At 60.8% G+C, this 26296-nt stretch carries 20 protein-coding genes; 14 read left to right on the top strand and 6 right to left on the bottom strand.

Annotated features, from left to right (window positions below):
* Positions 1 to 418: 418 nt before the first annotated feature.
* From ACRC0P_RS06640 to ACRC0P_RS06630, 3 genes are all read left to right on the top strand, one after another.
* Complete coding sequence (locus ACRC0P_RS06640; protein ID WP_438629146.1) at positions 419 to 1750, top strand: MFS transporter; 1332 nt, start codon at positions 419 to 421, stop codon at positions 1748 to 1750.
* A gap of 168 nt (positions 1751 to 1918) precedes the next feature.
* Positions 1919 to 4303, top strand: a complete 2385-nt coding sequence (locus tag ACRC0P_RS06635) for a TonB-dependent receptor (protein ID WP_438629144.1) — start codon at positions 1919 to 1921, stop codon at positions 4301 to 4303.
* Positions 4304 to 4464: 161 nt separating this feature from the next.
* The gene (locus tag ACRC0P_RS06630; RefSeq protein ID WP_438629142.1) at positions 4465 to 5526 is read left to right on the top strand and encodes an NAD(P)-dependent alcohol dehydrogenase; all 1062 of its coding nucleotides are present in this window, start codon (positions 4465 to 4467) and stop codon (positions 5524 to 5526) included.
* A gap of 58 nt (positions 5527 to 5584) precedes the next feature.
* Here the strand turns inward: ACRC0P_RS06630 and ACRC0P_RS06625 are convergent, their stop codons facing one another.
* Positions 5585 to 7468: an MFS transporter gene (locus tag ACRC0P_RS06625; RefSeq protein ID WP_438629140.1), complete on the bottom strand. Its 1884-nt coding sequence runs from the start codon at positions 7466 to 7468 to the stop codon at positions 5585 to 5587.
* A 194-nt stretch (positions 7469 to 7662) separates the two neighbouring features.
* Here ACRC0P_RS06625 and ACRC0P_RS06620 point away from each other — a divergent pair, with 194 nt between their 5' ends.
* Together ACRC0P_RS06620 and ACRC0P_RS06615 are read left to right on the top strand one after the other, a co-directional pair.
* Positions 7663 to 8085 carry a hypothetical protein gene (locus ACRC0P_RS06620; RefSeq protein WP_438629138.1) on the top strand — a complete coding sequence of 141 codons (423 nt, stop codon included), beginning with the start codon at positions 7663 to 7665 and terminating at the stop codon, positions 8083 to 8085.
* Positions 8082 to 8273: a helix-turn-helix transcriptional regulator gene (locus tag ACRC0P_RS06615; RefSeq protein WP_438629136.1), complete on the top strand. Its 192-nt coding sequence runs from the start codon at positions 8082 to 8084 to the stop codon at positions 8271 to 8273. The genes ACRC0P_RS06620 and ACRC0P_RS06615 overlap by 4 nt, the downstream gene beginning before the upstream one ends.
* Positions 8274 to 8408: 135 nt before the next feature.
* Here ACRC0P_RS06615 and ACRC0P_RS06610 read toward each other — a convergent pair whose 3' ends face one another.
* Together ACRC0P_RS06610 and ACRC0P_RS06605 are read right to left on the bottom strand one after the other, a co-directional pair.
* Positions 8409 to 10478 carry a M13 family metallopeptidase gene (locus ACRC0P_RS06610; RefSeq protein ID WP_438629134.1) on the bottom strand — a complete coding sequence of 690 codons (2070 nt, stop codon included), beginning with the start codon at positions 10476 to 10478 and terminating at the stop codon, positions 8409 to 8411.
* A gap of 178 nt (positions 10479 to 10656) precedes the next feature.
* Positions 10657 to 11841: a TonB family protein gene (locus tag ACRC0P_RS06605; protein ID WP_438629132.1), complete on the bottom strand. Its 1185-nt coding sequence runs from the start codon at positions 11839 to 11841 to the stop codon at positions 10657 to 10659.
* Between the two features lie 307 nt (positions 11842 to 12148).
* Here ACRC0P_RS06605 and ACRC0P_RS06600 point away from each other — a divergent pair, with 307 nt between their 5' ends.
* The 4 genes from ACRC0P_RS06600 (at position 12149) to ACRC0P_RS06585 (ending at position 18456) form a co-directional block, all read left to right on the top strand.
* Positions 12149 to 12859 (top strand): cyclic nucleotide-binding domain-containing protein, encoded by a 711-nt coding sequence (locus ACRC0P_RS06600; protein WP_438629130.1) that lies wholly within the window; start codon positions 12149 to 12151, stop codon positions 12857 to 12859.
* Positions 12860 to 13122: 263 nt separating this feature from the next.
* Positions 13123 to 14310, top strand: a complete 1188-nt coding sequence (locus tag ACRC0P_RS06595) for an efflux RND transporter periplasmic adaptor subunit (RefSeq protein WP_438629128.1) — start codon at positions 13123 to 13125, stop codon at positions 14308 to 14310.
* Complete coding sequence (locus tag ACRC0P_RS06590) at positions 14307 to 17507, top strand: efflux RND transporter permease subunit (protein WP_438629126.1); 3201 nt, start codon at positions 14307 to 14309, stop codon at positions 17505 to 17507. The genes ACRC0P_RS06595 and ACRC0P_RS06590 overlap by 4 nt, the downstream gene beginning before the upstream one ends.
* Before the next feature lie 31 nt (positions 17508 to 17538).
* Positions 17539 to 18456: a phosphoribulokinase gene (locus tag ACRC0P_RS06585; protein ID WP_438629124.1), complete on the top strand. Its 918-nt coding sequence runs from the start codon at positions 17539 to 17541 to the stop codon at positions 18454 to 18456.
* A 285-nt stretch (positions 18457 to 18741) separates the two neighbouring features.
* On the opposite strand, the gene ACRC0P_RS06580 is transcribed toward ACRC0P_RS06585, so the two are convergent.
* Entirely contained in the window at positions 18742 to 19551 is an 810-nt protein-coding gene (locus ACRC0P_RS06580) for a hypothetical protein (protein ID WP_438629123.1), read from the bottom strand.
* A gap of 110 nt (positions 19552 to 19661) precedes the next feature.
* On the opposite strand from ACRC0P_RS06580, the gene ACRC0P_RS06575 reads away from it, so the two are divergent.
* On the top strand, positions 19662 to 20534 hold the full coding sequence (locus tag ACRC0P_RS06575) for a hypothetical protein (RefSeq protein WP_438629121.1): 873 nt from the start codon (positions 19662 to 19664) through the stop codon (positions 20532 to 20534).
* Between the two features lie 215 nt (positions 20535 to 20749).
* Here the strand turns inward: ACRC0P_RS06575 and ACRC0P_RS06570 are convergent, their stop codons facing one another.
* On the bottom strand, positions 20750 to 21154 hold the full coding sequence (locus ACRC0P_RS06570) for a hypothetical protein (protein ID WP_438629119.1): 405 nt from the start codon (positions 21152 to 21154) through the stop codon (positions 20750 to 20752).
* A gap of 206 nt (positions 21155 to 21360) precedes the next feature.
* Between ACRC0P_RS06570 and ACRC0P_RS06565 the strand changes: the two genes are divergently transcribed.
* The 3 genes from ACRC0P_RS06565 to ACRC0P_RS06555 all read left to right on the top strand — a co-directional run bounded on the left by ACRC0P_RS06565 (position 21361) and on the right by ACRC0P_RS06555 (position 23607).
* The gene (locus tag ACRC0P_RS06565) at positions 21361 to 22350 is read left to right on the top strand and encodes a metallophosphoesterase (RefSeq protein WP_438629117.1); all 990 of its coding nucleotides are present in this window, start codon (positions 21361 to 21363) and stop codon (positions 22348 to 22350) included.
* Between the two features lie 198 nt (positions 22351 to 22548).
* The gene (locus ACRC0P_RS06560; protein WP_438629115.1) at positions 22549 to 23010 is read left to right on the top strand and encodes a methylglyoxal synthase; all 462 of its coding nucleotides are present in this window, start codon (positions 22549 to 22551) and stop codon (positions 23008 to 23010) included.
* Between the two features lie 177 nt (positions 23011 to 23187).
* On the top strand, positions 23188 to 23607 hold the full coding sequence (locus ACRC0P_RS06555) for an ExbD/TolR family protein (protein WP_438629113.1): 420 nt from the start codon (positions 23188 to 23190) through the stop codon (positions 23605 to 23607).
* A gap of 370 nt (positions 23608 to 23977) precedes the next feature.
* Here ACRC0P_RS06555 and ACRC0P_RS06550 read toward each other — a convergent pair whose 3' ends face one another.
* Positions 23978 to 24760 (bottom strand): tryptophan 2,3-dioxygenase, encoded by a 783-nt coding sequence (locus ACRC0P_RS06550; RefSeq protein WP_308363700.1) that lies wholly within the window; start codon positions 24758 to 24760, stop codon positions 23978 to 23980.
* A 127-nt stretch (positions 24761 to 24887) separates the two neighbouring features.
* On the opposite strand from ACRC0P_RS06550, the gene ACRC0P_RS06545 reads away from it, so the two are divergent.
* The gene (locus ACRC0P_RS06545) at positions 24888 to 26138 is read left to right on the top strand and encodes a Zn-dependent hydrolase (protein ID WP_438629111.1); all 1251 of its coding nucleotides are present in this window, start codon (positions 24888 to 24890) and stop codon (positions 26136 to 26138) included.
* Positions 26139 to 26296: the final 158 nt, after the last annotated feature.

Below are 26296 nucleotides of genomic sequence, written 5' to 3'. Positions count from 1 at the left end.
GTTGTGTTTATATTGCCTGCAAGCGTCATTTCGCGACGGGATAGGCCGATGAAAACGACATCAAGTCCTATGCAACGATTGAGAGAAATGGTCCCTTCCGGGGATCTGGTCCCGGGTGAGGGCATTAATCGGGGGTGGAAAGGCTGGGCGTGCCCGGAACGCCAATTCGTAACGTACTCTCAGCCTTGGCCGCGGAGGTGGAAAACCTGTTCCGGGAACACGGCTATGCCCAGCGGGAAAGCGTCTTTTTATATCGCGACACGCAAAATCATGGCGAAAAACGAGAAATAAAACCGATATTTAAGTTCCGGCCAGCCGAAACCGCTCGCCGGGCGCATGACTACGGATGTTGAGCGGTTAACTGACCGGTTGGCAAGCACTGGCCGATTTTAGAACAATAACTGTAATAGGCTATTCTATGAGTGCAGATCCGCGAGATGTCGTCGCCAGCTCAGCAATGAGCAGACTCCAGCTAATTGCCGTGGCCATTTGTGTTTTTTTGAATGGCCTGGATGGTTTCGACGTATTGGCAATCAGTTTTGCATCGCCTGGCATCACCGAGGAATGGGGCATCGATCGCGGCGCCCTGGGTATCGTTTTGTCAATGGAGCTGATCGGCATGGCGGTCGGCTCTGTGACCTTGGGCGGCATGGCGGACCGCTTCGGCCGCCGTCCCACCATTCTGGGATGTCTGATTGTGATGTCCGCCGGGATGCTGGCGGCGGCCTTTGCCGGTGGCGTGGTGATACTGTCGCTGATTCGCTTTATCACCGGTTTGGGCATTGGTGGTATGTTGGCGGCCATCAACGCCATGACCGCTGAATTTTCCAACGCCAGGCGGCGCAGCCTGTCCGTGGCGCTTATGGCGGCGGGCTATCCGATGGGCGCCATTATCGGCGGCTCGGTAGCCTCAATGCTACTCGCCCAGTTTGACTGGCGCGCGGTGTTTTTCTTCGGCGCCGCGGTCACGGCGCTGTTTATTCCGCTGACCATGATCTTCCTGCCGGAATCGGTATCGTATTTGGCCATGAAGCGCCCGGCAAATGCCCTGGAACGTATCAATCGCACCTTGCGCAGAATGAACAAAGCACCGGTAGACGCCTTGCCACCGGTTGTGGATTCGGTCAAGCAAAAAGTCGGACTGGCGAAATTGTTTGAGCCGGATCTACGCAGCATCACGCTGTTGCTCACCCTGGCGTACTTCACCCATATCATGACCTTCTACTACATCATCAAGTGGATCCCGAAAATCGTCGCCGATATGGGCTTTGATCCTTCCCTGGCCGGCTCGGTATTGGTGTGGGCGAATGTGGGTGGCGCCAGCGGCGCGTTGATTCTGAGCCTGCTGACACAGGTGTTCGACGTTCGAAAACTGGTGGTGCTGGCCCTGATGCTCGCCAGCGTTATGGTCGTCGTGTTTGGTTTCACCGACAGCAACCTGGGACAGTTGTCGTTATTGGCGGCGCTTGCGGGCATTTGCACAAACTCGGCGATTGTCGGTATGTATGCCTTGTTTGCCCAATACTTCCCCACGGAGGTTCGTGCCGGAGGTACCGGCTTTGTCATTGGTGTGGGGCGGGGCGGCGCGGCTTTGGGGCCAATTGTCGCTGGATTTTTGTTTGAGTTTGGTCACGGTCTGCCCTCCGTCTCGTTTTTAATGGGATTGGGGTCCTTGATCGCGGCGGCCGCCTTGATCGTCTTGATTCGGTTGGGTGGGCAACGTGAATCTCTAGCTAGCCAGCCGGCGTAAAGAGAAGGGGCGGAGCGACGCTTTTGGGCGCCGCTTTTGCGTGAGCGCGGTGGTTTTATAGAGAAAAGTAAGTTGATGCGGCTCAATTTGTACTAACAGGCGATGCAGTTCCCGCCTGCCGATAAATTATTAAACATAACGATAACGATCGAGAGAGGAGAACTGTATATGCTACACAGAAAACGTTTTTCCAGGTGCGCTCTAAGCGCATTCATAGTCGGTGTGGGGGTTGGCAACGGTGCCCACTCATCAACTGACGCGCTGGATAAAAAGCTCGAGGAAGTAGTGGTTACCGCTCAGTTCGTCGAGCAGGACCTTCAGGATACGCCACTGGCCATTACCGCCGTCTCTGGCGATACTCTTGAGGCGCGTGGTCACGAGACAGTGGAGGACGTGGCTGCGCAGGCGCCCAACGTGAGCTTGACCAGGGGCGGTGCCTTCGCCGGCCCTGCGTTGATTGGCTTTATCCGCGGCGTTGGCCAGACGGATTTCAACCCGGCGTTGGAGCCGGGTGTGGGTCTGTATGTGGACGACGTATACTATTCTACACTGACCGGGTCGATTCTGGATCTGTTGGATCTGGAGCGAGTGGAGGTGTTGCGCGGACCGCAGGGTACTCTGGCGGGCAAGAACTCCATCGGGGGTTCGATAAAGTTGTATACGCGCAAGCCCAATGAAGAAAACAACGGCTATATCGAAACGGGCGCGGGGTCTTTCGATGCCGTCAACGTGCGGGGTGCCAGTAATTTTACTGTGATTCCGAACGAGCTATACGCTCGGGTTGCCGGCGTATCGCGCTCTCGCGACGGCCATGTCAAGCGTTTGGATTTCGGTTGTTTGAATCCCGGCTCTAATTTTGAGTCCCAGACGCTTGGCGGGGACTGTGAAGTCGGCACCGAAGGCGGCATTGACTACACGGCGGCGAGGGTGGCACTGCGTTGGCTGGCGACAGATGATCTGGAAGTCAATTTTTCTGTCGATTGGCTCGACGATTCCTCGGAAGCTGCGCCCAATGTAATCACGCAGATTGGCGATACCATTGCGCCGGTAGTGGCGAACGGCGTTATCTGGCCCAATGTGGCGATTCCCGGAACCAGTCTGGCTGATGGCAATACCGCGGCCGAAATGTTTATCCCGGACGATCCCTACGTCAACTATTCAAACTATGTCGATCCCAATACGGGCCTGTCAATACCCGCGGAACAGGTCGTGGAGTCCGTTGGCACGTCGTTGAAAGTGGATTGGCAGTTAACTGATAACCTGCAATTGCAGTCGATCACAGGCTATCGCGAGTACGATGCCGCTTTCGGCAATGATGCGGACGGGAGCCCCATGCCAGTGGAAATGCTCTATCAGGAGCTGCGCCATGAACAGACAAGCCAGGAGTTTCGCTTGAATGGCGAAGTGGGCAATATATTGGACTACACCGTAGGCACATTTTGGTTCGAATCAGACACCTCTGAGGCTGCGCGCGTTACCCTGGGTTATGCCGGCCTCGATTTCGGTCACGGCCCGGATCCGGTTGAAGTGAGCAACCGGGCGCTGTTCGCCAATGGCATTTTCTACCTGAATGATCGGCTCGACTTGTCGCTGGGTGTGCGCTATAGCGAGGATGAGAAAACCTATACGTTCCGGCGGTATAATCCCGACGGCAGCGATATTGAGCCCTGTATTGGCCCTCCGGGCACTCCCGGCAATCCCCCGAACTGCCTGATTTCAAGCCTGGATGGTGTATCCAGTACGTTTGAAGACGAGCGTGTGGATTACCGTTTCGCACTCAGTTACCGCCTCATGGAAAACTTTATGATCTACGGGCAGTACGCGACAGGCTACAAGGGTGGTGGCGTGAACCCTCGTCCGTTTTTCAATGCGCAGGCGGTGACTTTCGAGCCCGAAGAGCTGGATGGTGTCGAGTTCGGTTTTAAGACGCAGTTGTTCGATAACCGGATGCGTGTGAACTCGGCGGTGTTCTCCAGCGAATACAATGGTATTCAGCTGACGCTCAACGATTGTACAGAATTGTTTGGACCGGCGTTGGGCCTTCCCTGTCTGGCCAACCAAAATGCGGGGGATGCGGACGTCGAGGGCTTTGAGCTGGAATTCGACTTCCGGCCCGTTCCCGAGCTGTTGCTCGAGGCATCCTACAGTTATATCGATTTCCAGTTTACCAAAGTGAATCCATCCACGGGCCTGGACACAAGTAAAGTGACACCTTTCACACCGGAGACGACCTGGAGCGCCGCTATCCAGTACGACTGGCAGAGCCGCCATGGAACGATTTCGCCGCGTATAGACGTCAGTTATCAGGACGATACACATACCGCACCTGACAACTCCGCGGCGGGTATCATCGAGGACTACACCCTGGTTAATGCCGGCATTACCTGGTTGTCATCCGGAGAAGACTGGCAGCTTGCGCTCAAGGGCCGCAATCTTACCGACGAGCTGTATTACAGTATGATCACTGACTCGAATGTTCTTGGGGGTGGTAAGACTTACGCGGCTCCCGCACTACCCAGGACTTGGGAATTCTCCGTCAAACGGATGTTTTAAGCGTGGCCGGCTGTTGATGAGCGCGACTCTTCAACAGCCGGTGACTGCGGCGGACAATGCGGGCGAAGTGTTCACCAGGCCCGGTCCCTGAATCACAGTGAATGAGGAGAAAGGTTATGGTGCAGGCTATGGCAGCGGTTTTGAGGAGCGGTCGTCGCTCCATGGTCGTTGAGACCGTGGAAGTTGAAGACCCGCGTCCCGGCGAAGTATTGGTCAAGGTGGTGGCGACCGGTGTGTGTCATACCGATATGGTGATGCGCGACCAGGGCGTGCCGACACCGCAGCCGGTGGTGTTGGGCCATGAGGGTGCGGGTATCGTGGAAAAAGTCGGTGCCGGGGTTGACAACGTCCGTGCCGGTGACGCGGTGGTGATGAGTTTCAACAGTTGCGGCACTTGTCCCTCGTGTCACGAGCATGCCCCCGCATATTGCCACGAATTTTTTCCGCGCAACTTTTTCGCCACCCGCGAGGATGGCTCCACGGCCCTCAGTCGGGAGGGAGAGGTCATTCATGCCAACGTGTTTGGCCAGTCATCATTCGCCACCCGTGCGATTTGCCATGCCCGCAACGCGGTGAAAGTACCGGACGACGTGCCACTGGAGCTGATGGGGCCGCTGGGTTGCGGCTTTCAGACCGGCGCCGGGGCGGTGCTGAAGTCGCTGGCGGTTGAGCGGGGGCGTTCGATCGCCGTTTTCGGCGTCGGTGCGGTGGGGCTGTCGGCGGTGATGGCCGCAAAAATCGCCGGCGCGCACCCGATCATTGCCGTGGACGTCAACCCTGAGCGGCTGGAGCTGGCCCGCTCCCTCGGGGCGACCCAGGTGGTGGATGCCGGCAATCAGGATACGGCGGCGAAGATCAGCGAGATCTGTGCTGCCGGCGTGGATTATGCCATCGATACCACTGCCCGGTTGCCGGTGATGCAGACCGCCGTCGATCTGCTGGCGCCACGCGGCATCTGCGGCCTGGTGGGTGCCTCCGCCCCGGGTGATGTGCTCGAGTTGGACGCTGTGCATATCCTCAGTGGCGGGCGGATGGTGCGCGGGATCGTAGAGGGTGATTCCGACCCCGACATCTTTATCCCCGAGCTGATCGATTACTACCGCCGGGGACTGTTTCCCATCGAGCGGCTGGTGGAATTTTTTGACCTGGAAAACATTAACGAGGCCATCGAGGCTGGCGAGAGCGGACGGGTCGTCAAACCCATTGTACGCATGCCGGTCTAGTCGAAGGGGAAACCTCGCGGGCAAGCCTACAGGGAGGTATTCACGGCGTCTTCGGTCCCTAGCGCTGCTCCCCCCGCAATCCCAACACCTGCTCCTGCAAGCGCTCGGCCTTGGCCGCCGCCGCATCCAGCGGTTCGCCGGCCACCACGCTGACCCGCGACCAGAATCTGCGCGGCCAGGTGGTAAAAGCGGTTCCGCCGCGGTGGCTGAAGAAGCTGCCCCAGAGGCCGCGCAGGGCCATAGGTACCACCGGCACCGGGGTGCGGCTGAGGATTTTCTCGATCCCCGCCTTGAACGGCTGCAGCTCCCCGTCTTTGGTCAACTGGCCCTCGGGGAAGATGCACAGCAGGTCGCCGTCCTTTAAGCCCTGTTCTATTTCCTCGAAGGCCCGTTCATAGCCTTCCGGGTCCTTCTGCTTCGAGCAGATGGGTATCGCGCGGCCGGTGCGGAAGATAAAGTGCAGCACCGGAATTTCATAGATCGGCTTGTACATGATAAAGCGGATGGGGCGGCGCACGGCGCCGGCCAGCAGCAGGGCGTCCACATAGCTGACGTGGTTGCAGGCGATGATGGCCGGGCCCTCGGCGGGTACCCGCTCCAGCCCTTCGTGATTTACCCGGTACATGGTATGAGACAGCAGCCACACCAGCAGACGCATGGCGAATTCCGGTACCCGGTTGAAGACGAAGACGGCCACCGCGGCGTTCATCAGTGCGATCACCATAAAGAACTGCGGGATGCTGAAGTCGAGCAGACTCAGGAATACGATGCCGAGTAGGGCGGAAATCACCATAAACATTGAGTTCATGATGTTGGTGACGGCGATCACCCGCGCGCGCAGGGCCTTTTGGGTGCGCTCCTGGATCATCGCGTAGAGGGGCACGATATAGAGGCCGCCGAATATGCCGATCAGCGCCAGGTGCAGGAGGAATGCCTTGGCCCCCGGGCTGGCCCAGAAGGCGGCCAGGGAGACCTCGGTCAGCGGCGCCAGGTTGCCGCCGATCACCGACAGGGCAATGCCGCCGTAGGTCAGGCCGGCGGCCCCCAGTGGCACCAGGCCCAGTTCGATGCGGCCGCCGGACAGCCGCTCGCACAGCAGCGAGCCGATGGCCACACCGATGGTAAAACTGCACAGCAGCAAGGCTACCAGCGGTTCATCCCCGCCCAGCACGTTCTTGCCGAAACTCGGTATCTGGGTCAGGTAGGCGGCGCCCAGCAGCCAGAACCAGGAGATGCCGACGATGGCGTAGAAGATCGACGGTGTCTTGACCACCTCCCGCAGCATGCGCGTTGTCTGGCTGATCGGATTCAGGTCGATTTTCAGTTCAGGCACCGGCGCCGCGGCGCCGGGAATTGCGCGGCAGACCAGGTAGCCCGTCAATGCAATACCAATAATGAGCCCGCCGATCCATTGACTGTTGCCGTCGGCATCACTGGCGCCGGAGAGAATAGTGCCCACGATGGTGCCGCCGAGAATGGCCACGAAGGTGGCCATTTCCACCAGGGCGTTGCCGCCCACCAGTTCTGTTTTGCGCAGGTGCTGGGGCAGAATTGCGTACTTGATCGGGCCGAAAAAGGCGGACTGCACACCGAGCAGGAAGAGCACCACCAGGCACAGGGAGTTGCTACCGCTGATCAGCGCCACAACGCCCACCATGCTGATGCCGATTTCCGCCAGCTTGATGCGCCGGATCAGCAGACTCTTGTCGTATTTGTCCGCCAACTGGCCCGCGGTGGCGGAAAACAGGAAGAAGGGCAGGATAAACAGCCCCGCGGCCAGGTTGTTCAGTGCATTGGCCTGATCCGCGGCGAGACGGAAGGCGATCATCACCATCAGCGCGCTTTTGAACACATTGTCGTTGAAGGCGCCGAGAAACTGGGTCAGGAAGAACGGCAGAAAGCGGCGGCTGCCCAGGAGCTGGAACTGGTTCTTGTGGGCCATGGACAAGTCCCTTGTAGAGATTTCCCCCTATGTTACGCAAATTCGCGCGGGAGCGAATCCTCCGCAGTAGGCTGGGCGGCGATCGGACGAAATGTAAAGCAAGTTTGACATATGTGGTTGAGAGGCTTACGCTTGGTAAAGCATGCTTTACACAACCCTTTGGGCCCTGATTATTGCGACAAGAGGAGCACTTGATGGATACCAGACAAAAGGCACCGGAATCGCGTCGTGCCACTATAGCGCGAAGCACCCGCCACTTGGCGCTGTGGACCGGCGCCTGGTTGCTGGCCACTGCCCTGATGACATTTGGCAGCCTTTTCCTGTGGCCGGACAACACGGTACTTAACGGGTTGGCCATTGTGATGAACCTGGCGACGGGCTGGGGCATGATCCTGGCGACGGTTCGTTACCTCAAGGCCCAGGATGAAATGGAGCGAAAGGTCTTTCTCGATGCGGCGGCCGTGACCCTCGGAGTTGCGGTGGTTGCCGGCATTGCTTTCCAGTTTTACGGCAGTTTGCCGTTCGCCGCTATGAAGCTGGAGATTCCACACTTGATCCTGCTCATGGGGATAACATTCCTGGTCACCACGGTTGCAGGTTGGCGGAGACTCCGGTGAAAAATCATTTGAAAGCGTTGCGGGCGGAGCGGGCCTGGACCCAGGCGCAGCTGGCGGATCTGCTGGAGGTGTCACGCCAGACGGTCAATGCTATTGAAAAGGGCAAATACGACCCGAGCCTGCCATTGACATTCAGGATTGCGCGGGTATTTGGCCTGCCTATCGAGCAGATATTTATTGAAGAGTAGGGCGCGCGAAGCAAAGTGCCAGCTTCACCGGAAAAACGATTAGTTGCAGGAAGAGAGGGTGTCTCACCGCCGCGTGGCAGGTGTGGTCGGCGCAAAAAAGCCCCGCAGTGCGGGGCTTTCCTTTGCAGGCGGTAGTTACCAGATAACTACGCGCTCTTCCTCCGGCAGGTACATGCCGTCGCCTTCCTTCACGTCGAAGGCGGTGTAAAAGGCGGAGATATTCGGCAACACCCCGAGCACCCGGTACTTGGTGGGCGAGTGGGGGTCTGTCTTCAGTTGCGCGCTCAGCGCCTCGTCGCGAATCGCGCTGCGCCACACCTGGGCCCAGCCCAAAAACAGGCGCTGGCCGCCGGTGAAGCCGTCGATAACCGGGGCCTCTTTGCCATTCAGGGACATCCTGTAGGCCTTGTAGGCGATGCCCAGGCCGGAGAGGTCGCCGATATTTTCCCCCAGGGTCAGGTTGCCGTTGATGTGTTCCCCCGGGAGCGGTTCGAAGGCGTCGTACTGGGCCACCAGTTTGCCGGTGAGCTGCTCGAAGTTCTCGCGGTCGGAGTCGGTCCACCAGTTGTTCAGGTAGCCTTTGCCATCGAACTTGCTGCCCTTGTCGTCGAAGCCATGGCCGATCTCGTGGCCGATCACCCCGCCGATAGCACCGTAGTTGACCGCGTCGTCCGCTTCCAGATTGAAGAAGGGCGGCTGCAGTATGGCCGCGGGGAAGACGATTTCGTTCATGGGCGGGTTGTAGTAGGCGTTCACCGTCTGCGGGAACATATGCCACTCGCCCCGATCCAGGGGTTTGCCCAGCTTGGCGCGCTCGTAGTTGGTGGAAAAGGTGCGTGCGGCGAGCAGGTTGCCGACCAGGTCGTCGGCGCTGACTTTCAGCGCGCTGTAGTCGCGCCACTCGTCCGGGTAGCCGATCTTGGTGGTGAAATTATCCAGCTTGGTGAGCGCTTCCTTTTTGGTCTCTTCGCCCATCCAGGAAAGCGATTGAATGGATTCGCGGTAGGCGGCCTTGAGGTTGTTCACCAGTTCCACCATGCGCGCCTTGGCTTCCGGCGGGAAGTGCTTCTGTACGTAGCGTTTGCCCACCAGTTCGCCGGCGGAGCCGTTCACGAATTCCACCGCGCGCTTCCAGCGCGGTTCCATGTCCTCCACGCCGCGCAACGCGGTGCCGTAGAAGTCGAAGCGCACCTGGGCCAGCTCCCCGTGCATATAGGGCGCCATGGTGGTGAGCAGTTTGATTTTCAGGTAGCGGCGCCAGGTGGGAAGGCTGGTATCGGCGATAATTTTATTGGCCGCTTCCAGGTAGTCCGGCTGGCCGACGATCACTGCCTGCGCTTCCTTCAGTTGGGCCTCCGGAAGGTACCGGTCCCAGTTGATGGTCGGCAGCATCTGCGCCAGCTCTTCCGGGGTTCTCTTGTTGTAGGTTTTGTCCGGATCGCGGTTGTCCACGCGGGTCCACTGGCGTTCGGCGAGGCTTTTTTCCAGCTGGTAGATCTCTTCGGTTCCCGCCTGAGGATCTTCCAGCCCGGCCAGTTGCTGCACCTCGGTGAGGTACTTCTTGTAGGCCTGCTGCAGCTTTTTGCCTTTTTCCGAGTCGTCGAAATAGTAGTCGCGGTCCGGCAGACCCAGACCCGCCTGCCAGAAGTAGGCGATATAGGACTCCACGTCCTTGGCGTCCTGGTTGATAAAGACACCGAAGGGAGCGTCGTAGCCCACGGAATCCGCGTAGGCGAAGTAGCCGGAGAGATCGTCGCGGGATTTGATGCCGTCGATTTTCTTCAGCTCGCCCTCGATGGCCGCAAGACCCCGGGCCTCTACCTGCTTCTCGTCCATAAAGCTGTTGTAGAGGGCACCGATTTTCTGCGCATCGGCATCTTCCGCTTTCTCGCCGGCTTCGGCGATCAGGGCCTTGACCCTTTCGGTGCTGGTATCGCGCAGTTGGTCGAAGGAGCCCCAGCGGGATTTGTCTGCGGGAATTTCGGTGCTGTCGATCCAGCCGCCGTTTACGTAGGCGAAGAAGTCGTCCTGCGGGCGCACCGAGGTATTCATGGCCTCCAGATCCACACCGGAGCCGAGTGCGGCCGGCTGGACGGCGGCGCTGCCGGTGGCGTCTGCGGACTTTTCGCCCGCTTGCGGCGCCTCGGATTTGGAGCAGCCAGCCATTAGGCCGGCGATGGCGAGAGATAGAAGGAATTTGTTCATATCGGGCCTTTGCGTTGGCTAATTATTCAACGCAATAGTATGCCCGATATGGAGGACAGCAGACAGAAGCCTGGGGACAGAATGAGATATTGAGGGGACAGAATCGTCTGTCCCCTGTTTTCTAGTGACGGGCCACATCCTGTGGCCCGGCCTTCGGCCAGCGGAGCTGCCCGGCAAACTAGTCAGGCAGGCGGAAGGTGATCGGCACTGTGAAGCGGTACTCGCTCTGGGTCAGCTGCGCCGGCGCCTTCGGGTAGGGACTGGAGCGCTCGATGGCCTCGCGGGCCGCGCGGTTGAGGCTGGAGTAGCGGGCTTCCTGTACCGTCTGGATATCCTTTACCCGTCCCCCGGCGTCGATGACCACGTTCAGTCGTACGCTGCCTTCCTGCCCGCGCTCCTGGGCGCGCTTGGGATAGCTGGTGTTCTTGAAGGTATGGCGCAGCAGCATGGAATGGTAGAGCTGGCGGGCGAGGATAATGTCGGCGGTGAGCGGAGCTTCCTCTTCCTCCTCTTCCAGTTCCTCTTCTTCCGGAGCCGGGGGACGGCTCTTGGCTGTCGCCTGTGGTTTGGAGGGCTGGGGGGCGGCTTTGGCCGCTGCCGTTGCCGCTGCCTGCGCCCCTCCGCCTGCGGAGGCGACGGTGGGCGGAGGAATATCGGGGATCGGCGCCGGTTTCTCCGCTGCAGGTTTGGCCGCCGCGGGTTTGGCTGCGGCCACTTGCTGTTCCGCTGTTGCCGCCTTTTCCGCTTTGGCCTCCCGCGCTTCCAACTGGCTGGTCAGCTGTGCGATCCGCTCCTGACTGGGCTCGAGCAGTTCGTAGCGACCCAGCAGCGATGAGGGGACCTGCCCCTCGGCCAGCAGGCCTTCGCGAAAATCAGAGGAGGGGGGCACCGGCCCGATCCAGGCGCGCAGCAAGGTGTTGAAGAAGCCGCGGTCCTCGATTTTGCCGAGGGGCAGGCCGTTCAGGGCTACGCTGGTGGTGCCGCTGTTCGCGGCAAAGGCCACACTGAGCTGATCCCCCTTCTTCAGCCGGCCCGAGAAGAGGTTGGCGAAGGTCACCATGTTCTCCGCCTGGCCGCTCAGGACATCCCCCCGGTTGTTGATCGCGATACCCTCCATCCACTGGTTGCGGAGGCTGCGCGCAGACAGGCTGTCGGCCAGGATACGCACTTCCAGGCGGCGGGAGGTGTTGTTGTCCAGCAATGTGCCGGCGCTGGTGGCGAGGGTGTCAGAGTAAACCGCGGCGATAAAACGGTCTTTGTTGAATTGTTGCTCCAGAGCGAGCCCGTTCAGCAGAGGTGCGGCTTTGGCGGATAGTGCCGTGGCAAACACCAACAGGACGGTGACGAGTGTTGTCGGTTTCATTGTTTTTCGGCGTCTGTTTTTCCGGATGGGAAGTTTCCGGCGGATAAGAGTTTTGGCGCCCCCTCCCCCGAGGCGCGCCGGCCAGATTAAAAAATAGGCTACACAGTGACACTGTTTGACAGAATTAATCTGGACTCAGCCTAACTCTACTGCAACTGCAATGGAGTTCAAGCCCGAAATGGGTAGAATGTCCCGTTTTCTCAAATTTGGCGATTTGCGGGGGGGACAGCGGTCACCCCGCCGATAGAATGCGCTGGGTCTGTTGCTGCAATATAATTTTTTTCAATCGATATGTAATCCGTGACGAATGGAAAGTAAGCCACTTAGTGATTATCCGCGGGATGCGGTGGACCGCCTGCTCAATGTCATTCACCTGTTTCGCGATATCCGCGCCACCAGCGAGTGGCAGTACGACGTATTGTTCAAGCGTTCTCAGCTTGTGAGTCTGCAGTCGGGTGAACACTTATTGAACGCCGGGGATGTGGACCAGTGGGTGTACTTCCTGTTGCGCGGTGAACTGCAGGTACATGTCGAGAGTGCTGCGACGGGGAAAATCGACGCGGGGGAACGTCCGCTGGCGGTGATCCGTCCCGGCGAGGTATTCGGTGATCTGTCCATGCTGCTGGCGGAGCCGCGCAGTGCCACCGTCGTGGCGGCGCCGGCCAGTCGCGATACCCAGGTTCTGGCAGTGGACTGTACCCTGTTCGGTGACCTGGAGGATTTCTCCCTGCTGCAGCTGCCCACCAAACTGGTGTTTTACCGCAATATGGTGCACTCCCTGCGCTGGAAGCTGGAAGTCTATCGCTCCAAATACCCCTCCCACCAACTGGCCGACAGCCACCGCAAACTGAAGTTGTATACCGGGCCAAAAAACTGCCGCGAGGAACTGCTGGCGCTCGCGGACCAGGCCCGCGCCCTGGCGCGAATCCTGCTGGACTGGAATGCGGAGTTCGGCAGCGGCGAACTGGTGGACGAGAGTTCCGATATGTCCGACTTCCTCGAATCGATGCTTTCCTGATGGTCGGGACTCGGACTTAGGAGCGGACACAAGATTTGCCTCCCTACAACGTTCTTTCGTCGTTCCGGCGCAGGCCGGAACCCAGGAGCCGCTGGGCTGGATACCGGCCTGCGCCGGTATGACGAGTCGATAACCCTTGTGAATTTCACATTCCGCTAGAAATGTTCGCTGCGCAGGTCGCACCCGCCGCCTACAATTTGCCTTCTGCCGGAATACGGAGGTTTTGGCGGAAGCTGGATTTTCCCCTCCGCAAGGTTCTCGAGATGAATGTTTTTGCAACCTTCTGGCGGCAGCGCAATTACCGTGTGGCTGCGATCATCGCCCTGTTGGCCCTGCTGTGGCTGTTGAGCGGCCTGGTATTTTCCGATGGACAATCGCCGGCGTCGGAGAACGGCGACAGCCGGGTAACCGCTGCCGGCGAATTGCTGCGGGTACAGGCGAAAAGGCTGCGAGCCCGGCCCTACACCACTCGCGTACAGGTCAACAGCCGCACGGAACCGAACCGCAGCGTGCGCCTGCGCGCGGAACTGGACGGTGCCATCGTCGCGCTGCCGGTGGAGGAGGGCCGTGCGGTCAGGCAGGGCGAGGTGATCTGCGAGATCGAAGCGGAGGACCGGCCGGAAAACCTGGTCCGGGCCAAAGCCGCGCTGCATAAGGCGGAGCTGGATTACCAGGGCGCTCAGCGGCTGAAGAAAAAGGGGCTGCAGTCGAACACCGACCTGGCCGGGCGGGAAGTGGCACTGGCCGACGCGCGGGCGGAATTCAAGCGGGTCCAAGTGGCGGTGGACAACCTGAAAATCCGCGCGCCCTTCGATGGCGTGGTCAACAGCCGCGCGGTGGAACTGGGGGATTTCATTCGCCGCGGCGAGGAGTGCGCCACCCTGCTGGACCTGGACCCGATACTGGTGGTGGGCGAGGTGTCCGAAGCGCAGGTGGGCGGCCTCACTATCGGCGGCCCTGCCAGTGCGCAGCTGCAGGGTGGGCAGACAGTGCGAGGGCGCCTGCGCTATATCAGCCGGCAAGCGGACGAACTGACCCGCGCCTTTCGGGTGGAAGTGGCGGTGGAGAATTCCTCGGCCGCATTGCGCGCGGGACTCAGCGGGCGCCTGGCGCTGCCCACCGGTGAGATATTGGCGCACCGGATCAATGCCTCACTGTTGACTCTCGACGACCGCGGCGACCTGGGCGTGCGTATCCTCGATGCCGGCAACCGGGTGGGTTTCGCCAACGTCGAGCTGTTTGGGGACGCGGACGAAGGTGTCTGGGTTGGAGGCCTGCCGCCCCGGGTCACGCTGATCACGGTCGGCCAGGAATATGTCTCCGTCGGCGAGGTTGTCAGTGTGGCATTTGAGCCCGGAGAGGGCGACCTGCCCGCGCCCGGCGAAGCCGCAGTGGAGGTGCTGCCCGCGGCGAGTGAAGTGGTGTCACCGGACGGGGGTGACGCGCAATGAAATTGCTGGACAGCGCCATAGATCGCAGCCGCAGCTCCATCAGCCTGATGCTGTTGATTGTGCTCGTCGGCCTGGCGGCGCGGGTGGGCATGACCGTGGAATCCAGCCCGGAGGTGAATCCACCGGTGGTGATCGTGCAGGTGACCCACGAGGGGATTTCCCCGGAGGACGGCGTGCGCCTGCTGGTGCGCCCACTGGAACAGGAGATGCGCGCTCTCGAAGGCGTGGAGGAAATAATTTCCACCGCGCGGGAATCCATGGCGTATCTGGTGATTGAATTCGATGCCGCCATGGACGTGGACGACGCGGTGGACGAAGTTCGCAACGCCGTGGACCGGGCCAAGGCGGAACTGCCGCGGGACGCGGAGGAGCCGGTTGTCGAGGAAGCCTCGGCACAGCCGTTCCCGGCAATCGTGGTTACCCTGGCCGGTGAACGGGTGGGCGAGCGGGTGTTGCTGCAGAGCGCGCAGCACCTGCAACGCAAGATCGAAAACCTGAGTTCGGTACTGAGTGCCGACCTCCGCGGCAACCGCGAGGAGGTGGTGGAAGCCACTATCGATCCGGTGCGACTGGAGCATTATGGAGTGACCAGCGGCGAGTTGATCAACGCGGTGCTGAACAACAACCTGCTGATTCCCGCCGGCGAACTGGAGACCGACCGGGGCCGCTTTTCCGTCAAGGTGCCGGGGCTGATCGAATCGGCGCAGGATGTATACGAAATTCCCCTGAAGAATTCCGCCCGCGGTGTGGTGACCCTGGGCGATGTCACCGAAATTCGCCGCACCTTCAAGGACGCTTCCAGTTACACCAGCGTCAACGGCCGCCAGGGGCTGGCGATCAACGTGGAAAAACGCAGCGGCGCCAGCTCGGTGGAAGTGGCGGACGCGGTGCGCGCCCTGGTGCGGGAGGAACTGCAGTACCTGCCGCGGGGTGTCGAGGTGGATTTCGTCTTCGACCAATCCCAGTTCGCGCGGGATATGGTCAGCGAGATGCAGGGCAATATTCTCACCGCGATGCTGCTGGTAATGGTCATCGTGGTGGCGGCGCTGGGTTTTCGCTCCGGTATGCTGGTGGGCCTGGGCATTCCCTTCTCGCTGCTGTTCGGCTCCATTGTCACCTGGTATCTGGGCTACTCGTTCAATTTTATGGTGATGTTCGGCATGCTGCTGGCGCTGGGCATGCTGATCGACGGCTCGATTGTGATCACAGAATTCGCCGACCGAAAAATGGCCGAGGGGCTGTCCGCGCGCGACGCCTATGTAGCTTCGGCGCGGCGCATGTTCTGGCCGGTGGTGGCCTCCACCGGCACCACCCTGGCGGCCTTTCTGCCGATCATGTTCTGGCCCGGTGTCGTGGGTGAGTTTATGCGCTACCTGCCGGTGACGGTGTTTGCGGTGCTCTCCGGCTCGCTGCTCTACGCGCTGTTTTTTGCCCCGGTGTTGGGGGCCATGTTCGGCAGGAGCGCGCTGGACCCGTCGGCCCGGCAATACCTTCGGGAACTGGAAGAGGGACGGCCCGCGGCGCTCGGCGGTGTTACCGGCGCCTATGCGCGCGCTTTGGAGTGGGTGGTGCATCGCCCGCTCGCGGCTTTTGCCACCACGCTGCTGATGCTGGTCTGTATCTTTTTTGCCTTCGGCCGCTTCGGCGCCGGGGTGGAGTTTTTTACCGAGACCGAAGAACAGTACGGCAACGTGGAAGTCCGCGCGCAGGGCAATTTATCGGTGGAGGAAAAGAAAACCCTGGTCGCGCAGGTGGAGCGCGCGGTGCTGGAAGTACCGGAAGTGCGGGTGGCCTACACCGCGATCGGTTCCGGCGGTCTGTCCGGCAATACCGAGCGGGCGCCGGACCAGATCGCCAACATGCTGGTGGAGCTGCTGCCGGCGCAGGAGCGCGAGCGCCGCAGCCGGGAGATTTTTGCCGACCTGCGCGCGCGAACCGCACATTTCCCCGGAATTAAAGTGACTGCCAAACTATTCGAGGGCGGTCCACCGGTGGGCAAGGATATTGTGCTGGAACTGCGTTCGCGAAATTACCACAAGCTCCTGGCGGAAACCTGGCGCCTGCACCGGGCGCTGGAGAATGACTTCGGCGGTTTGCGGGATATCGTCAATACCGCGCCGCTGCCGGGTATCCAGTGGGAGGTGCAGGTGGACCGGGCCAAGGCTGCGCTCTACGGTGCCGATCTCACACAGGTGGGTCGTGCGGTGCAACTGGTTACCAACGGCGTGTTGATGGCCGAGTACCGCCCGGACGATACCGATGAGGAGGTGGATATCCGCATCCGCTATCCCGAGAGCGCCCGCGGTATCGCCGCGCTGGAACAGCTCAAAGTGAATACCCCCCGCGGCGCGGTGCCGGTCAGCAGTTTCGTGCGTACCGAAGCCAGGCCCGAGGTGGATAAAATCGAACGCATCGACGGCACCACCCGCATGCAGGTCAAAGCCGATGTGCGGGAGGGGGTACTGGCGGACGACAAGGTCCGGGAGATCCGCGCCTGGCTGGAAGAGCACCCGGTGGACGGCGGGGTGGATTTGCTGTTCCGCGGTGCCGATGAGGAACAGAACGAGTCGCTCAGCTTTCTCGCGGTGGCTTTCCTGCTTTCGCTGTTCCTGATGTTTATCCTGTTGGTGACCCAGTTCAACAGTTTCTACCAGTCGCTGCTGATTCTGTCCTCGGTGGTGATGTCCACCCTCGGTGTGATGCTGGGGCTCACTCTCACCCAGAGCACCTTTAGCGTGATCATGACCGGAGTGGGTATAGTGGCGCTGGCCGGTATCGTGGTGAACAACAATATCGTGCTGATCGACACCTATAACCATGTGCGCGGAGCCGAGCCGGAACTGCCGCCCGCCGGGGCGGCGGTCAAGGCCGCGGCACAGCGGCTGCGCCCGGTGTTCCTCACCACCGCCACCACCATTCTCGGCCTGCTGCCGTTGGCGCTGGGGGTGAGCGTGGATATGGTGGGGCGCAATATCGTAGTGGGCGGTGTGATCGCCTCATTCTGGGTGAAGCTGGCCAGCGCCATCGTCTACGGCCTCACCTTTTCCACCCTGCTTACATTGATCGTAACTCCGGTTATGCTGGTACTGCCCGGGCGCCTGCGGGAACTGCTGCGCAGCGTTTTGCCACCGCGGCGTCCCCCTGGGACAAGGGAGGCGAGGGCTAAACGATCTGTAGAGGCGAAACCGGGCGGATAAGCGCCGCCCCGAAACAGGGGAGCCGGTATAGATGGCGAGCGAATGGCCAACTGCGATCACCGAACAGGCGGAACGGCTGTGCGAACGGCTGCGGTCTGAAATCGACGACTTTATTTCCGACCACCAGTTGCCGGCGTCGTTCCGCCACCAGGTGGAGCACTACTATGTGCCGCTGGCGCTGTGGCTGGCGGAGCGCAAGGAGAGTAATAAAACCCTCGTCGTGGGTATCTGCGGCGGCCAGGGTTCCGGCAAATCCACTCTCACGGACTTCCTGCAACTGGTCTGGGAACATCTGGGGTTTCGCAGCGCGGGTTTTTCCCTGGACGACATTTATCTCACCAGGATCGAGCGCCGGCAGCTCGCGCAACAGGTGCATCCACTGCTGGAGACCCGCGGTGTGCCGGGTACCCACGATGTATCCCTGGGGCTGGAGACGATCTCACGCCTGTGCAACAGCGATGGCGACACCGAGATCGCGATTCCCCATTTCGACAAATCCACCGACGAGCGCACGCCCGAGGGCCTGTGGCCGCGTCATAGAGGGCCGGTGGATATTCTCCTGTTCGAAGGCTGGTGTGTGGGCGCCAGGCCCTGGGAAAACGGCTCTGAACCGATCAATGCGCTGGAGCGGGAGGAGGACAGCCGGGGCGTCTGGCGCAATTACGTGAATGCGCAGTTGGAGGGCCCCTACCGACAGTTGTTCGCGCCGCTGGATACCCTGGTGATGTTGAAGGTGCCGGATATGGCGTGCGTGCTGGAATGGCGCCGGCTGCAGGAGAGAAAACTGCGGGCGCGCCGCGGCAGCGGCATGAGCGACGACGAAATAGCGCGTTTCGTCCAGCACTACGAGCGAATCACCCGCAACCTGCTGGCCGAGATGCCGTCCAGGGCGGACTGCGTGCTGGAGCTGGGGCGGGATCATCAGATAAGGCGGGCGCGGTTGAATTAACCCGGGAGCGCCGAGCCCCAGCTCGGCACTCGGGCCGAAGGCCCGCTGTTCTCGGGGCTCGGGATGTAGGGGCATAAGGTTCGCCCCTACGGCGCATTGTCGTCGTTCCGGCGCAGGAACGTCATGCCGGACCCGCCAGGTGCCACAGGACTGGATAGCGGCATGCGCCGGTATGACCAGAGCTTGATTTATCTACAATCCACCGACCACAAAAAACCCGGCGGAAGCCGGGTTTTTTGTGGTCTTGTGCTCGCCTTCCATAACGGGCAACTACAGGGGCCGTCCTTACGCCTTCTTCGGCGGACGACCGCGGCCTCTCTTTACAGCAGTGGCCTTCCTCGGGCGGCCCGGGCCTTTTGACACAGTGGTGGCCTCCTTCGGGGGGCGGCCTGGACGCTTCTTCGCCGTGGTGGCCTTCTTCGGGGGGCGGCCTGGACGTTTCCCCTCAGTAGCGGCCTTCCTGGGGCGGCCCGGAGCTTTGGATTTCTTCGCTGCAGCCTTGGCCTTGGCGGCTGCCTTTTTGGCTTTGATTGCGGCCTTCTTCTTGTCGGCGGCGGCTTTCTTGCGCTCTGCAATGGCTTTCTTCTTGGCGGCAGCAGCGGCTTTCTTCTTGTCTGCTGCAGCCTTCTTCTTGGCCTTTGCCGCCTCTTTCTTGGCCTTGGCAGCGGCTTTCTTCTTCTCCGCAGCGGACAGCTTCCTGGTGATAGCCGCCTTTTCCTTGGCTACGGCTTTAGCCACCTTGGTGGCCAGCTTGTTTTCCGATTCGATGGTGGCCAGCTGGTTCTTGGCCTCGGTTGCAGCGGCCTTGGCTTCGGCAGCCACTTTCTTGGCCGCGGCGGCGGCGGCGGTGGCGGCTTTCAGCTGCTTCTGCTGTGCCGGGGTTTTCTTCTTCGCCCGTACGGCTTTTACCTTCTCCTGTGCGGTTTTGGCTTTGGCGGAGGCTTTGGCGGCATCCTTGGCTAATTTATCGGCAGCTTTGGCCACATCCTTTTGCTGTTTTGTGCGCGCCTCCTCCAGTTTGGATTTCAGAGCGCTGAGCTCCGCCTCCAGTTTGGCGACAGGACTGATTGTCGAAGTTTTTTTACGTGGAGCCATAAAAATTTCCCTGTATTTAAGAGTTGTTATGGATGACTGAAAATCATCGTGCTAATTGCAGCTTATTTATATACTGGAATGCAAGTGTTTTAAGGGATTTTTACCCCGCAATGAATAAATTTAATAGTTTTTTTACCATTCTCGCTTTTATCTGGCTCTACAGCTGCGGTTTTTGGGCTCTGTTCCGGTGGATTTCCACCGGCGACATCGCCTGGCTGGGGTTAGCAATAAACGCCCTGGCACTCCCGGTGTGGATGATCCTGCGCTGGTGGCGGCCGGCCGGATATCGCGGTTCACTGCGTGAAGATCCGGCATTTGCGGCGGTTCTGCTCGGGCTGGCGGTTGCGCTCGTCACCGACACCGGCAAGGGAGAGCCCACATACCTGGCGATTTACAACCTGTTCATCCTGTTGGCCTACCTTTTTCACATCTCCGCATTGCGCCAGCCGGAAATGCCGAAGGTCAATGGGCGGTTTCCCCCGCTATGCACCGTGGAGGGGCAGCGATGGGACCCGGCAGCCGGGGGAGATGAGGGAAATATCGAGGGGCTGGTGCTGGTATTTCTGCGCGGCACCTTTTGCGCGGACAGTCGTGCCCTGTTGTCGCAGTTGCCGGAACTGGGCGAGCTGTTGAATCGCTACAACGCCCGGCTGGTTTTGTTCAGCACAGAGGATAAAGCAAGGTGGACGCAATTGTGGCGCGGCGGGCAGCTACCGGAAATTGTTCAGCTGGCGGAGAAGGAGGCCAACCGGCTCTTTGTCGCCGCCGGCGGACAGCCGCTGTGGCTGCGCCTGCTCAGGCCTCCCACAGCCACTGCGGGGGCCTGTCGCCCCGGTTTATGGCTGCTGGACAGTGAGGGTTTCGTGCTTTGGCGACATCTGCCGGGTAACTATCGCACCCCGGGAGATGTGGATTTGTTGAAAGGGCAGTTGTCCCGCTGGAGTGAGCGGCTGGCGATATGTGATAGGACTTCACTTGTGTAGGGTGCGCCGTGGCAGACAACGGCTCCATGCGTTTGCACCGGGCACATCCATGTGCCCGACCCTACGGGCAGCATCGCTGTGCCAAATTGCTCCCGGCAATTTGGTCTGCAAGACCGCTGGGCGGCACACCGCTGGGCGGCACACCGCTGGGCGGCACACCGCCATCCATGGCGGCCTCGCATCTTTGGCTAGGCGCACCCTATACTCACCACTCGTCAGAGAGGCCCGTAGGGCAGATAGCGATTGTCCGAGTGCTGTTTGATCCACAGCAACCGGTCCCTGTCCAGGGATGCCCCGCGGTGGCGCAGGGACTTGGCCAGCGGGATCACCGGTGACTCGGCGCCGGCGTCCCAGCCGGGGAGCTGCGCCTCGGCCAGAGTGAAAAAACGGATCAATTGCCAGAGCTGCTCTTCGTCCCAGGCTTCGCTCTCCTCCCGCCAGCGCTGCGCCGGCAGGCGCATCAGGTACGAGGCCTGCCGATCCTCCGGGGACAGGCTTTCAGGCAGCGGGGCGGCGGACTGTACGGCGGAGATATACCGCTGTAACAATTCCCGGTTAATCTTTTCCCCCTCGCCGCCCTGTTGTGGTGCTTTCTCTGGTTCCCAGGCGCCGACACTCATTGCACAACTCCTCCGATGGAAAATGCCGCGCATTATAACGATCCGGGCGCCGCTCTGCCGAGGGCGGGCGGCGAATACTTGCAGTTGTGTGGCGAAACTGGGTAAATTGCAGCCCGGTTCCGACAAAGGGAGCTGCCACGAAAAATAATGACCGCGGGCGCAGCAGCAGGAAGCGCAACCCGCTGTACAATCCGGACTGGCTGTTTATGCGCTTCGTACCTCTGCTCTTATTACTCTCCCTGCTGAGCGCCTGTGGCGATTCCCGTTCCTGGCTGGAGCAGCACCCCGACTCCCTGGTGAAAGACGGCCAGTTGATCTGCATCATCGGCGACCCCGGCACCGGTGATGAAAACCAGCGGGCGGTGGCCCGGGCGCTGCAGGCCATGGACTGTGACCAGATCCGGGTGGTCGGGGATGTCATCTACCCTTCCGGTATCACCAGCCCCCAGGATCCGATGCTGCAGTCCAACTTTATGCAACCCTACGCCGAGTTGCTCGGCAAGGGCATCCCCTTTTACCTGGTGATGGGCAATCACGACCACAAGCAGAACGCCGGTGCCTGGCTGCAGGTGGCCGCGGAGAACCCCGATATCGTGTTTCCCAATTGGCATTACGCCGAGCGCTGGGGCGATATCTGTATCTTCAGCCTGGAAACCACCTGGTACAACAAGCTCTACTTTATTCACAAGCGCTTTGCCGAGACCATGTGGCTGCGCCGGGCGATGGAGGCGCAGAAAGACCGCTGCGGGTTTTCGTTGGTGCTGGGGCACCACCCGTTGATGAGTTCCGGTCGCCACGGGGACGCCGGCTACGGTGAAGCCCTGTTTCTGCGCGACGAGGTATTCGGCAAGGTGGATCTGTATATCGCCGGCCACGACCACTACCTGTCCGACGAAGGCGACTATAAAGGAACACGCCAGTTGGTCAGCGGCGCCGCCGGCAAGTTGTCCCACCTGAAGGGCGACGAACAGGAAGACGAGGACTACCACATCTACGGGGCGGAGGGTGCCGTATTCGCGGCCTGGGAGCAGGGTTTCGTTACTCTGCGCTTCCTGCGGGACAAAGATAGCGGTAATGTGATGGGCGATTACCGTTTCTACGCGGTCACTCCGGATGGTGAAGGCGGCTATAAAGAGCTGCGCCAGGTATGGGAAGGCCAGGTGCGCGGTCGCGGCCTGCGGCTGGGAGACGGGTGAGATTTCCGGCGGGTGGCCGCCGAATTCAAGATATAAGGTAACTACTCACTCACAGGAAACCTGCATTGGGTTAAGGGAATCACCCTGTAGGAGCGGGCCATGCCCGCGATTGGCCTCTGTTCGCGGGCATGTCGGATGGCCGCCCCGCCGTTCCTACAGGGGTGAGCAGTTACGATGTAAGAAAGAACCGAGGAAACCATGGAGTTTATCGCGCAACCCTTGCCGGCCACCAAGCGGGTGGCCCTGGTGGCCCACGACAATCGCAAGAGCGCCCTGGTCCAGTGGTGCCACCGCCACCGCGGCCTGCTCGAACGGCACCGCCTGCTGGCGACGGGAACCACCGGGTCACAGCTGGAAGCGGCCACGGGGCTGGAGGTGGAAAAGCTGTTCAGCGGCCCCATGGGGGGGGACCAACAGCTGGGGGCGAGGATCGCCCAGGGGGAGATCGACCTGCTGATCTTCTTCTGGGACCCCTTCGAGCCCATGCCCCACGACCCGGACGTCAAGGCCCTGCTGCGTATCGCCGCGGTGTGGAACATCCCGGTGGCCTGCAATTCCAGCAGCGCGGATATGATGGTGCAGTCGGCGCTGATGGACGCCGGTTTCGAGCGGGAGGTGCCGGACTACCAGGGTTACCTGGCCGAACGGGCCGGAAAATAGCTGGTCAAATATTGATCTGACCGGTTGGGGTTGAGCTGTAACTTATTGATTTAAAATGGATTTTGTCCCGGATTGCAGGTTTCACTTGCAATGCCGGCAATTTCCCGGCAATCTTGCCCACCTGATTAGACCGGTCAACCCGGCGCCATTTGCATTTAGCTAATTGTACGGTGTTTTATGAGTAGACGACGCGGTAAGGCTGCAGAAGAGGAAAAAGCCGATATCGACCTGACGCCCATGTTGGACGTCGTATTTATCATGCTGATCTTCTTTATCGTGACAGCGTCCTTTGTTAAAGAGAAGGCGCTGGATGTGAACGTACCCGATCCGGATCAGACCGAATCTGAGCCGCCCAAGGACAAGCAGAATATCCTGCTGACGGTGGAGGCCAACAACGAGATATGGCTGGGTTCCAGCCGCATCGACAGCCGCGCGGTCCGCGCCCGTATCGCCCAGCTGTTTGCGGAGAATCCCGAGGCCATGGTGATCGTGCGCGCGCACAACAAGTCCAGTGCGAACACCTATGTGCAGATTGCCGACGCGGCCAAGGAAGTGAACGCGGGAATCCAGGTATCCCTGGTACCCTACGAGGGCTAAGCCTCCGGTGGACGCACAAAAGCCAGCTTCGCGCTGGCTTTTTTTATACCTCCAATATCTATCTCTTATCCCTTCCCCTTGTAGCGGCTCCCTGGGAACGCCGAGCTCCAGCTCGGCACGCGGGCCGCAGGCCCGCTATCGCGCCAGCGGCGGATGGTCGTCCCGCCGCTCCTACAATGCGCAATAACGCACAATCATTGCGAGTCCCGAGTGATTCGCACGATAGCTCGGCACATCCTTGTGCCTCGGCCTTCGGCCAGCTAAAGCTGCTCAAATCCGCTCCTGGCGGATTTGTCCCTGGCGCTCACCCGCGTTGCGGGCGCCTTCGGCGTCCAAAATTGTTCCCGACAATTTTGTCCCGAGTCCCGAATTAAAGCTCCGCCCGAATCGCCCACAGATCCGGAAACACCGGCTTGAACAGCGTGCTCTGCAGGTACCCCACACCGCTGGAACCGCCGGTGCCCATCTTGCTGCCGATGGTGCGCTCCACCATTTTCACATGGCGGTAGCGCCACTGCTGCAGCGAGGCGTCGATATCCACCAGCGCTTCGCAGATCTCGCTCACCAGCGGATCATTGCGGTACACGTCGATCAGCACCTTCTGCACCGCCCGTGAGGGCTCCGTCACCCGGCTGAAATCCCGCTCCAGTTCGCTCTGGGGAATCTCGTGCCCCTCCTGGGCGAGGAAGTTCAAAAAGGCATCCCACAGAGTTGGTGCCTGCAGGCGCCTCTCCAGCCGCTGGTAGTGCTCCGAGCCCGGCTTGTAGTTTTCCAGCTTCTTCGGGTCCTTGGCGCCGAACAGGAATTCCAACTCGCGGAACTGGAACGACTGGAAGCCACTGGCGCTCGCCAGGCGGTCGCGGAAAGACATGAACTCCAGCGGGGTCAGCGTCTCCAGGATGTCCACCTGCTGGATCAGGGTGTGGTAGATGGTTTCCACCCGCTTCAGAGTGTGCAGCGCGCGGTTGCGCTCGCCGCCATTGAACAGGCGCACGAGAAAGTCCAGTTCGTGCAGCAGTTGCTTGAACCACAATTCGTAGCTCTGGTGAATCACGATAAACAGCAGCTCGTCGTGCTCGGGTCCCTCGGACAGGGGCTGTTGGCACTGCAGCAGCTCGTCTACTTTTAGGTAGGAACTGTAGGTAACGGTCATAGGGAAAGAACCTGCTCGAGAAGCGAGCGACGGCGAAATAAACCGCTCTTTAAACCGCCCGCTTCAAAACTAAAATTGCGGAAAACATATTAATATCGGTGCCATTATAAGGTTTGGAGCCATACGAATGGAAAGTACTGCGCAATCTCTGCGAATCGATGGCGCCCGCCTGTGGGCCAGCCTGATGGAAATGGCCCGTATCGGCGCCACCCCCGCCGGCGGCTGCAACCGCCAGGCACTGACCGATGAGGACAAACGGGGCCGCGACCTGTTTTTGCAGTGGTGCCGCGAGATCGGCTGCGAGATCCGCATCGACCGCATGGGCAATATCTTCGTCCGCCGCGCCGGCAGCGAGCCGGACGCGCCGCCGGTGGTCACCGGTTCGCATCTGGATACCCAGCCCACCGGGGGCAAGTTCGACGGCGTCTACGGCGTGCTCGCTGGGCTGGAAGTGTTGCGCACCCTGGAGGACCAGGGCGTGCGGACCCGCGCACCGCTGGAACTGGTGGTGTGGACCAACGAGGAGGGTGCGCGCTTCTCCCCGGCGATGATCGGCTCCGGCGTCTGGGCCGGGGAGTTCAGCCTCGAATACGGCCACGGCCGTGCGGACAAATCCGGCGCGACCATCGGCGAAGAACTGAGGCGTATCGGCTACCTGGGCGAGGAACCCGCCGAGCCCAAGCCCATAGCCGCCGCCTTCGAGGCACATATCGAGCAGGGCCCGATACTGGAAAAAAAGAACGAAGTGATCGGCGTGGTCACCGGCGTCCAGGGCATTCGCTGGTACGACGTCACCTTCCACGGCACACCCTGCCACGCCGGCCCCACACCCATGGCCGATCGCCGCGATCCGGTGCAGGCGCTGGCGCTGTTGTGCGAGCGCCTCTACAGCGAAGTGAAAGCCTACGGCGACGACGCGCGTATGACCTGCGGCGATCTGCGCGCCGAGCCCGGCAGCCGCAACACGGTGCCGGAAAAGGTCGTGCTGGCCCTGGACCTGCGCCACCCGCAGCCAGCGGGGTTGGAGCACCTTCACCGCACCCTGTACCGCATGGCGGACCAGGTCGAAGAGGCCACCGGAGTCTCGATCGATGTGCGCGAGGAGTGGCACTCTCCGCCGGTGGTCTTCGATTCCCACTGCATCGAAGCCGTGGACGCCGCCGCCAAAGCCCTGGGCTACAGCCACCGCAAAATGGTCTCCGGGGCCGGTCACGACTCGGTCTACGTCTCCCGCGTGGCACCGGTGTCGATGATCTTCGTACCCTGCGCCGGCGGCCTCTCCCACAACGAGGCCGAATCCGCCGAACCGGATCACCTGGAGGCCGGTTGCAACGTGCTGTTGCAGGCCATGCTGGCCCGCGCCGGCACAGCTTCTTAACTTCCCCTCTCCCGCTTGCGGGACAAATTTGAAGGGATCAAATTTGGACGCCGAAGGCGCCCGCGAAGCGGGCGAGCACCAGGGACGGTGCGAGTCATTGGGGCCGGAGGAGAGGGCCCAACTCGGCTTGCGGGCCACAGGCCCGCCCCAAACCACCG

This window comes from Microbulbifer sp. (assembly GCF_051659245.1).
Classification (GTDB): Bacteria; Pseudomonadota; Gammaproteobacteria; order Pseudomonadales; family Cellvibrionaceae; genus Microbulbifer.
This window is presented reverse-complemented; position numbering and strand designations above follow the sequence as displayed.

Bases quoted from the DNA above. Each gene is read 5' to 3' on its own strand.
- ACRC0P_RS06595 (WP_438629128.1), top strand. From the start codon at position 13,123: ATGAATGTTTTTGCAACCTTCTGGCGGCAGCGCAATTACCGTGTGGCT.
- ACRC0P_RS06640 (WP_438629146.1), top strand. From the start codon at position 419: ATGAGTGCAGATCCGCGAGATGTCGTCGCCAGCTCAGCAATGAGCAGA.
- ACRC0P_RS06605 (WP_438629132.1), bottom strand. From the start codon at position 11,841: ATGAAACCGACAACACTCGTCACCGTCCTGTTGGTGTTTGCCACGGCA.
- ACRC0P_RS06580 (WP_438629123.1), bottom strand. From the start codon at position 19,551: ATGGCTCCACGTAAAAAAACTTCGACAATCAGTCCTGTCGCCAAACTG.
- ACRC0P_RS06545 (WP_438629111.1), top strand. From the start codon at position 24,888: ATGGAAAGTACTGCGCAATCTCTGCGAATCGATGGCGCCCGCCTGTGG.
- ACRC0P_RS06625 (WP_438629140.1), bottom strand. From the start codon at position 7,468: ATGGCCCACAAGAACCAGTTCCAGCTCCTGGGCAGCCGCCGCTTTCTG.
- ACRC0P_RS06630 (WP_438629142.1), top strand. From the start codon at position 4,465: ATGGTCGTTGAGACCGTGGAAGTTGAAGACCCGCGTCCCGGCGAAGTA.
- ACRC0P_RS06550 (WP_308363700.1), bottom strand. From the start codon at position 24,760: ATGACCGTTACCTACAGTTCCTACCTAAAAGTAGACGAGCTGCTGCAG.
- ACRC0P_RS06590 (WP_438629126.1), top strand. From the start codon at position 14,307: ATGAAATTGCTGGACAGCGCCATAGATCGCAGCCGCAGCTCCATCAGC.
- ACRC0P_RS06560 (WP_438629115.1), top strand. From the start codon at position 22,549: ATGGAGTTTATCGCGCAACCCTTGCCGGCCACCAAGCGGGTGGCCCTG.
- ACRC0P_RS06585 (WP_438629124.1), top strand. From the start codon at position 17,539: ATGGCGAGCGAATGGCCAACTGCGATCACCGAACAGGCGGAACGGCTG.
- ACRC0P_RS06620 (WP_438629138.1), top strand. From the start codon at position 7,663: ATGGATACCAGACAAAAGGCACCGGAATCGCGTCGTGCCACTATAGCG.
- ACRC0P_RS06570 (WP_438629119.1), bottom strand. From the start codon at position 21,154: ATGAGTGTCGGCGCCTGGGAACCAGAGAAAGCACCACAACAGGGCGGC.
- ACRC0P_RS06610 (WP_438629134.1), bottom strand. From the start codon at position 10,478: ATGAACAAATTCCTTCTATCTCTCGCCATCGCCGGCCTAATGGCTGGC.
- ACRC0P_RS06600 (WP_438629130.1), top strand. From the start codon at position 12,149: ATGGAAAGTAAGCCACTTAGTGATTATCCGCGGGATGCGGTGGACCGC.
- ACRC0P_RS06565 (WP_438629117.1), top strand. From the start codon at position 21,361: ATGCGCTTCGTACCTCTGCTCTTATTACTCTCCCTGCTGAGCGCCTGT.
- ACRC0P_RS06555 (WP_438629113.1), top strand. From the start codon at position 23,188: ATGAGTAGACGACGCGGTAAGGCTGCAGAAGAGGAAAAAGCCGATATC.
- ACRC0P_RS06635 (WP_438629144.1), top strand. From the start codon at position 1,919: ATGCTACACAGAAAACGTTTTTCCAGGTGCGCTCTAAGCGCATTCATA.
- ACRC0P_RS06575 (WP_438629121.1), top strand. From the start codon at position 19,662: ATGAATAAATTTAATAGTTTTTTTACCATTCTCGCTTTTATCTGGCTC.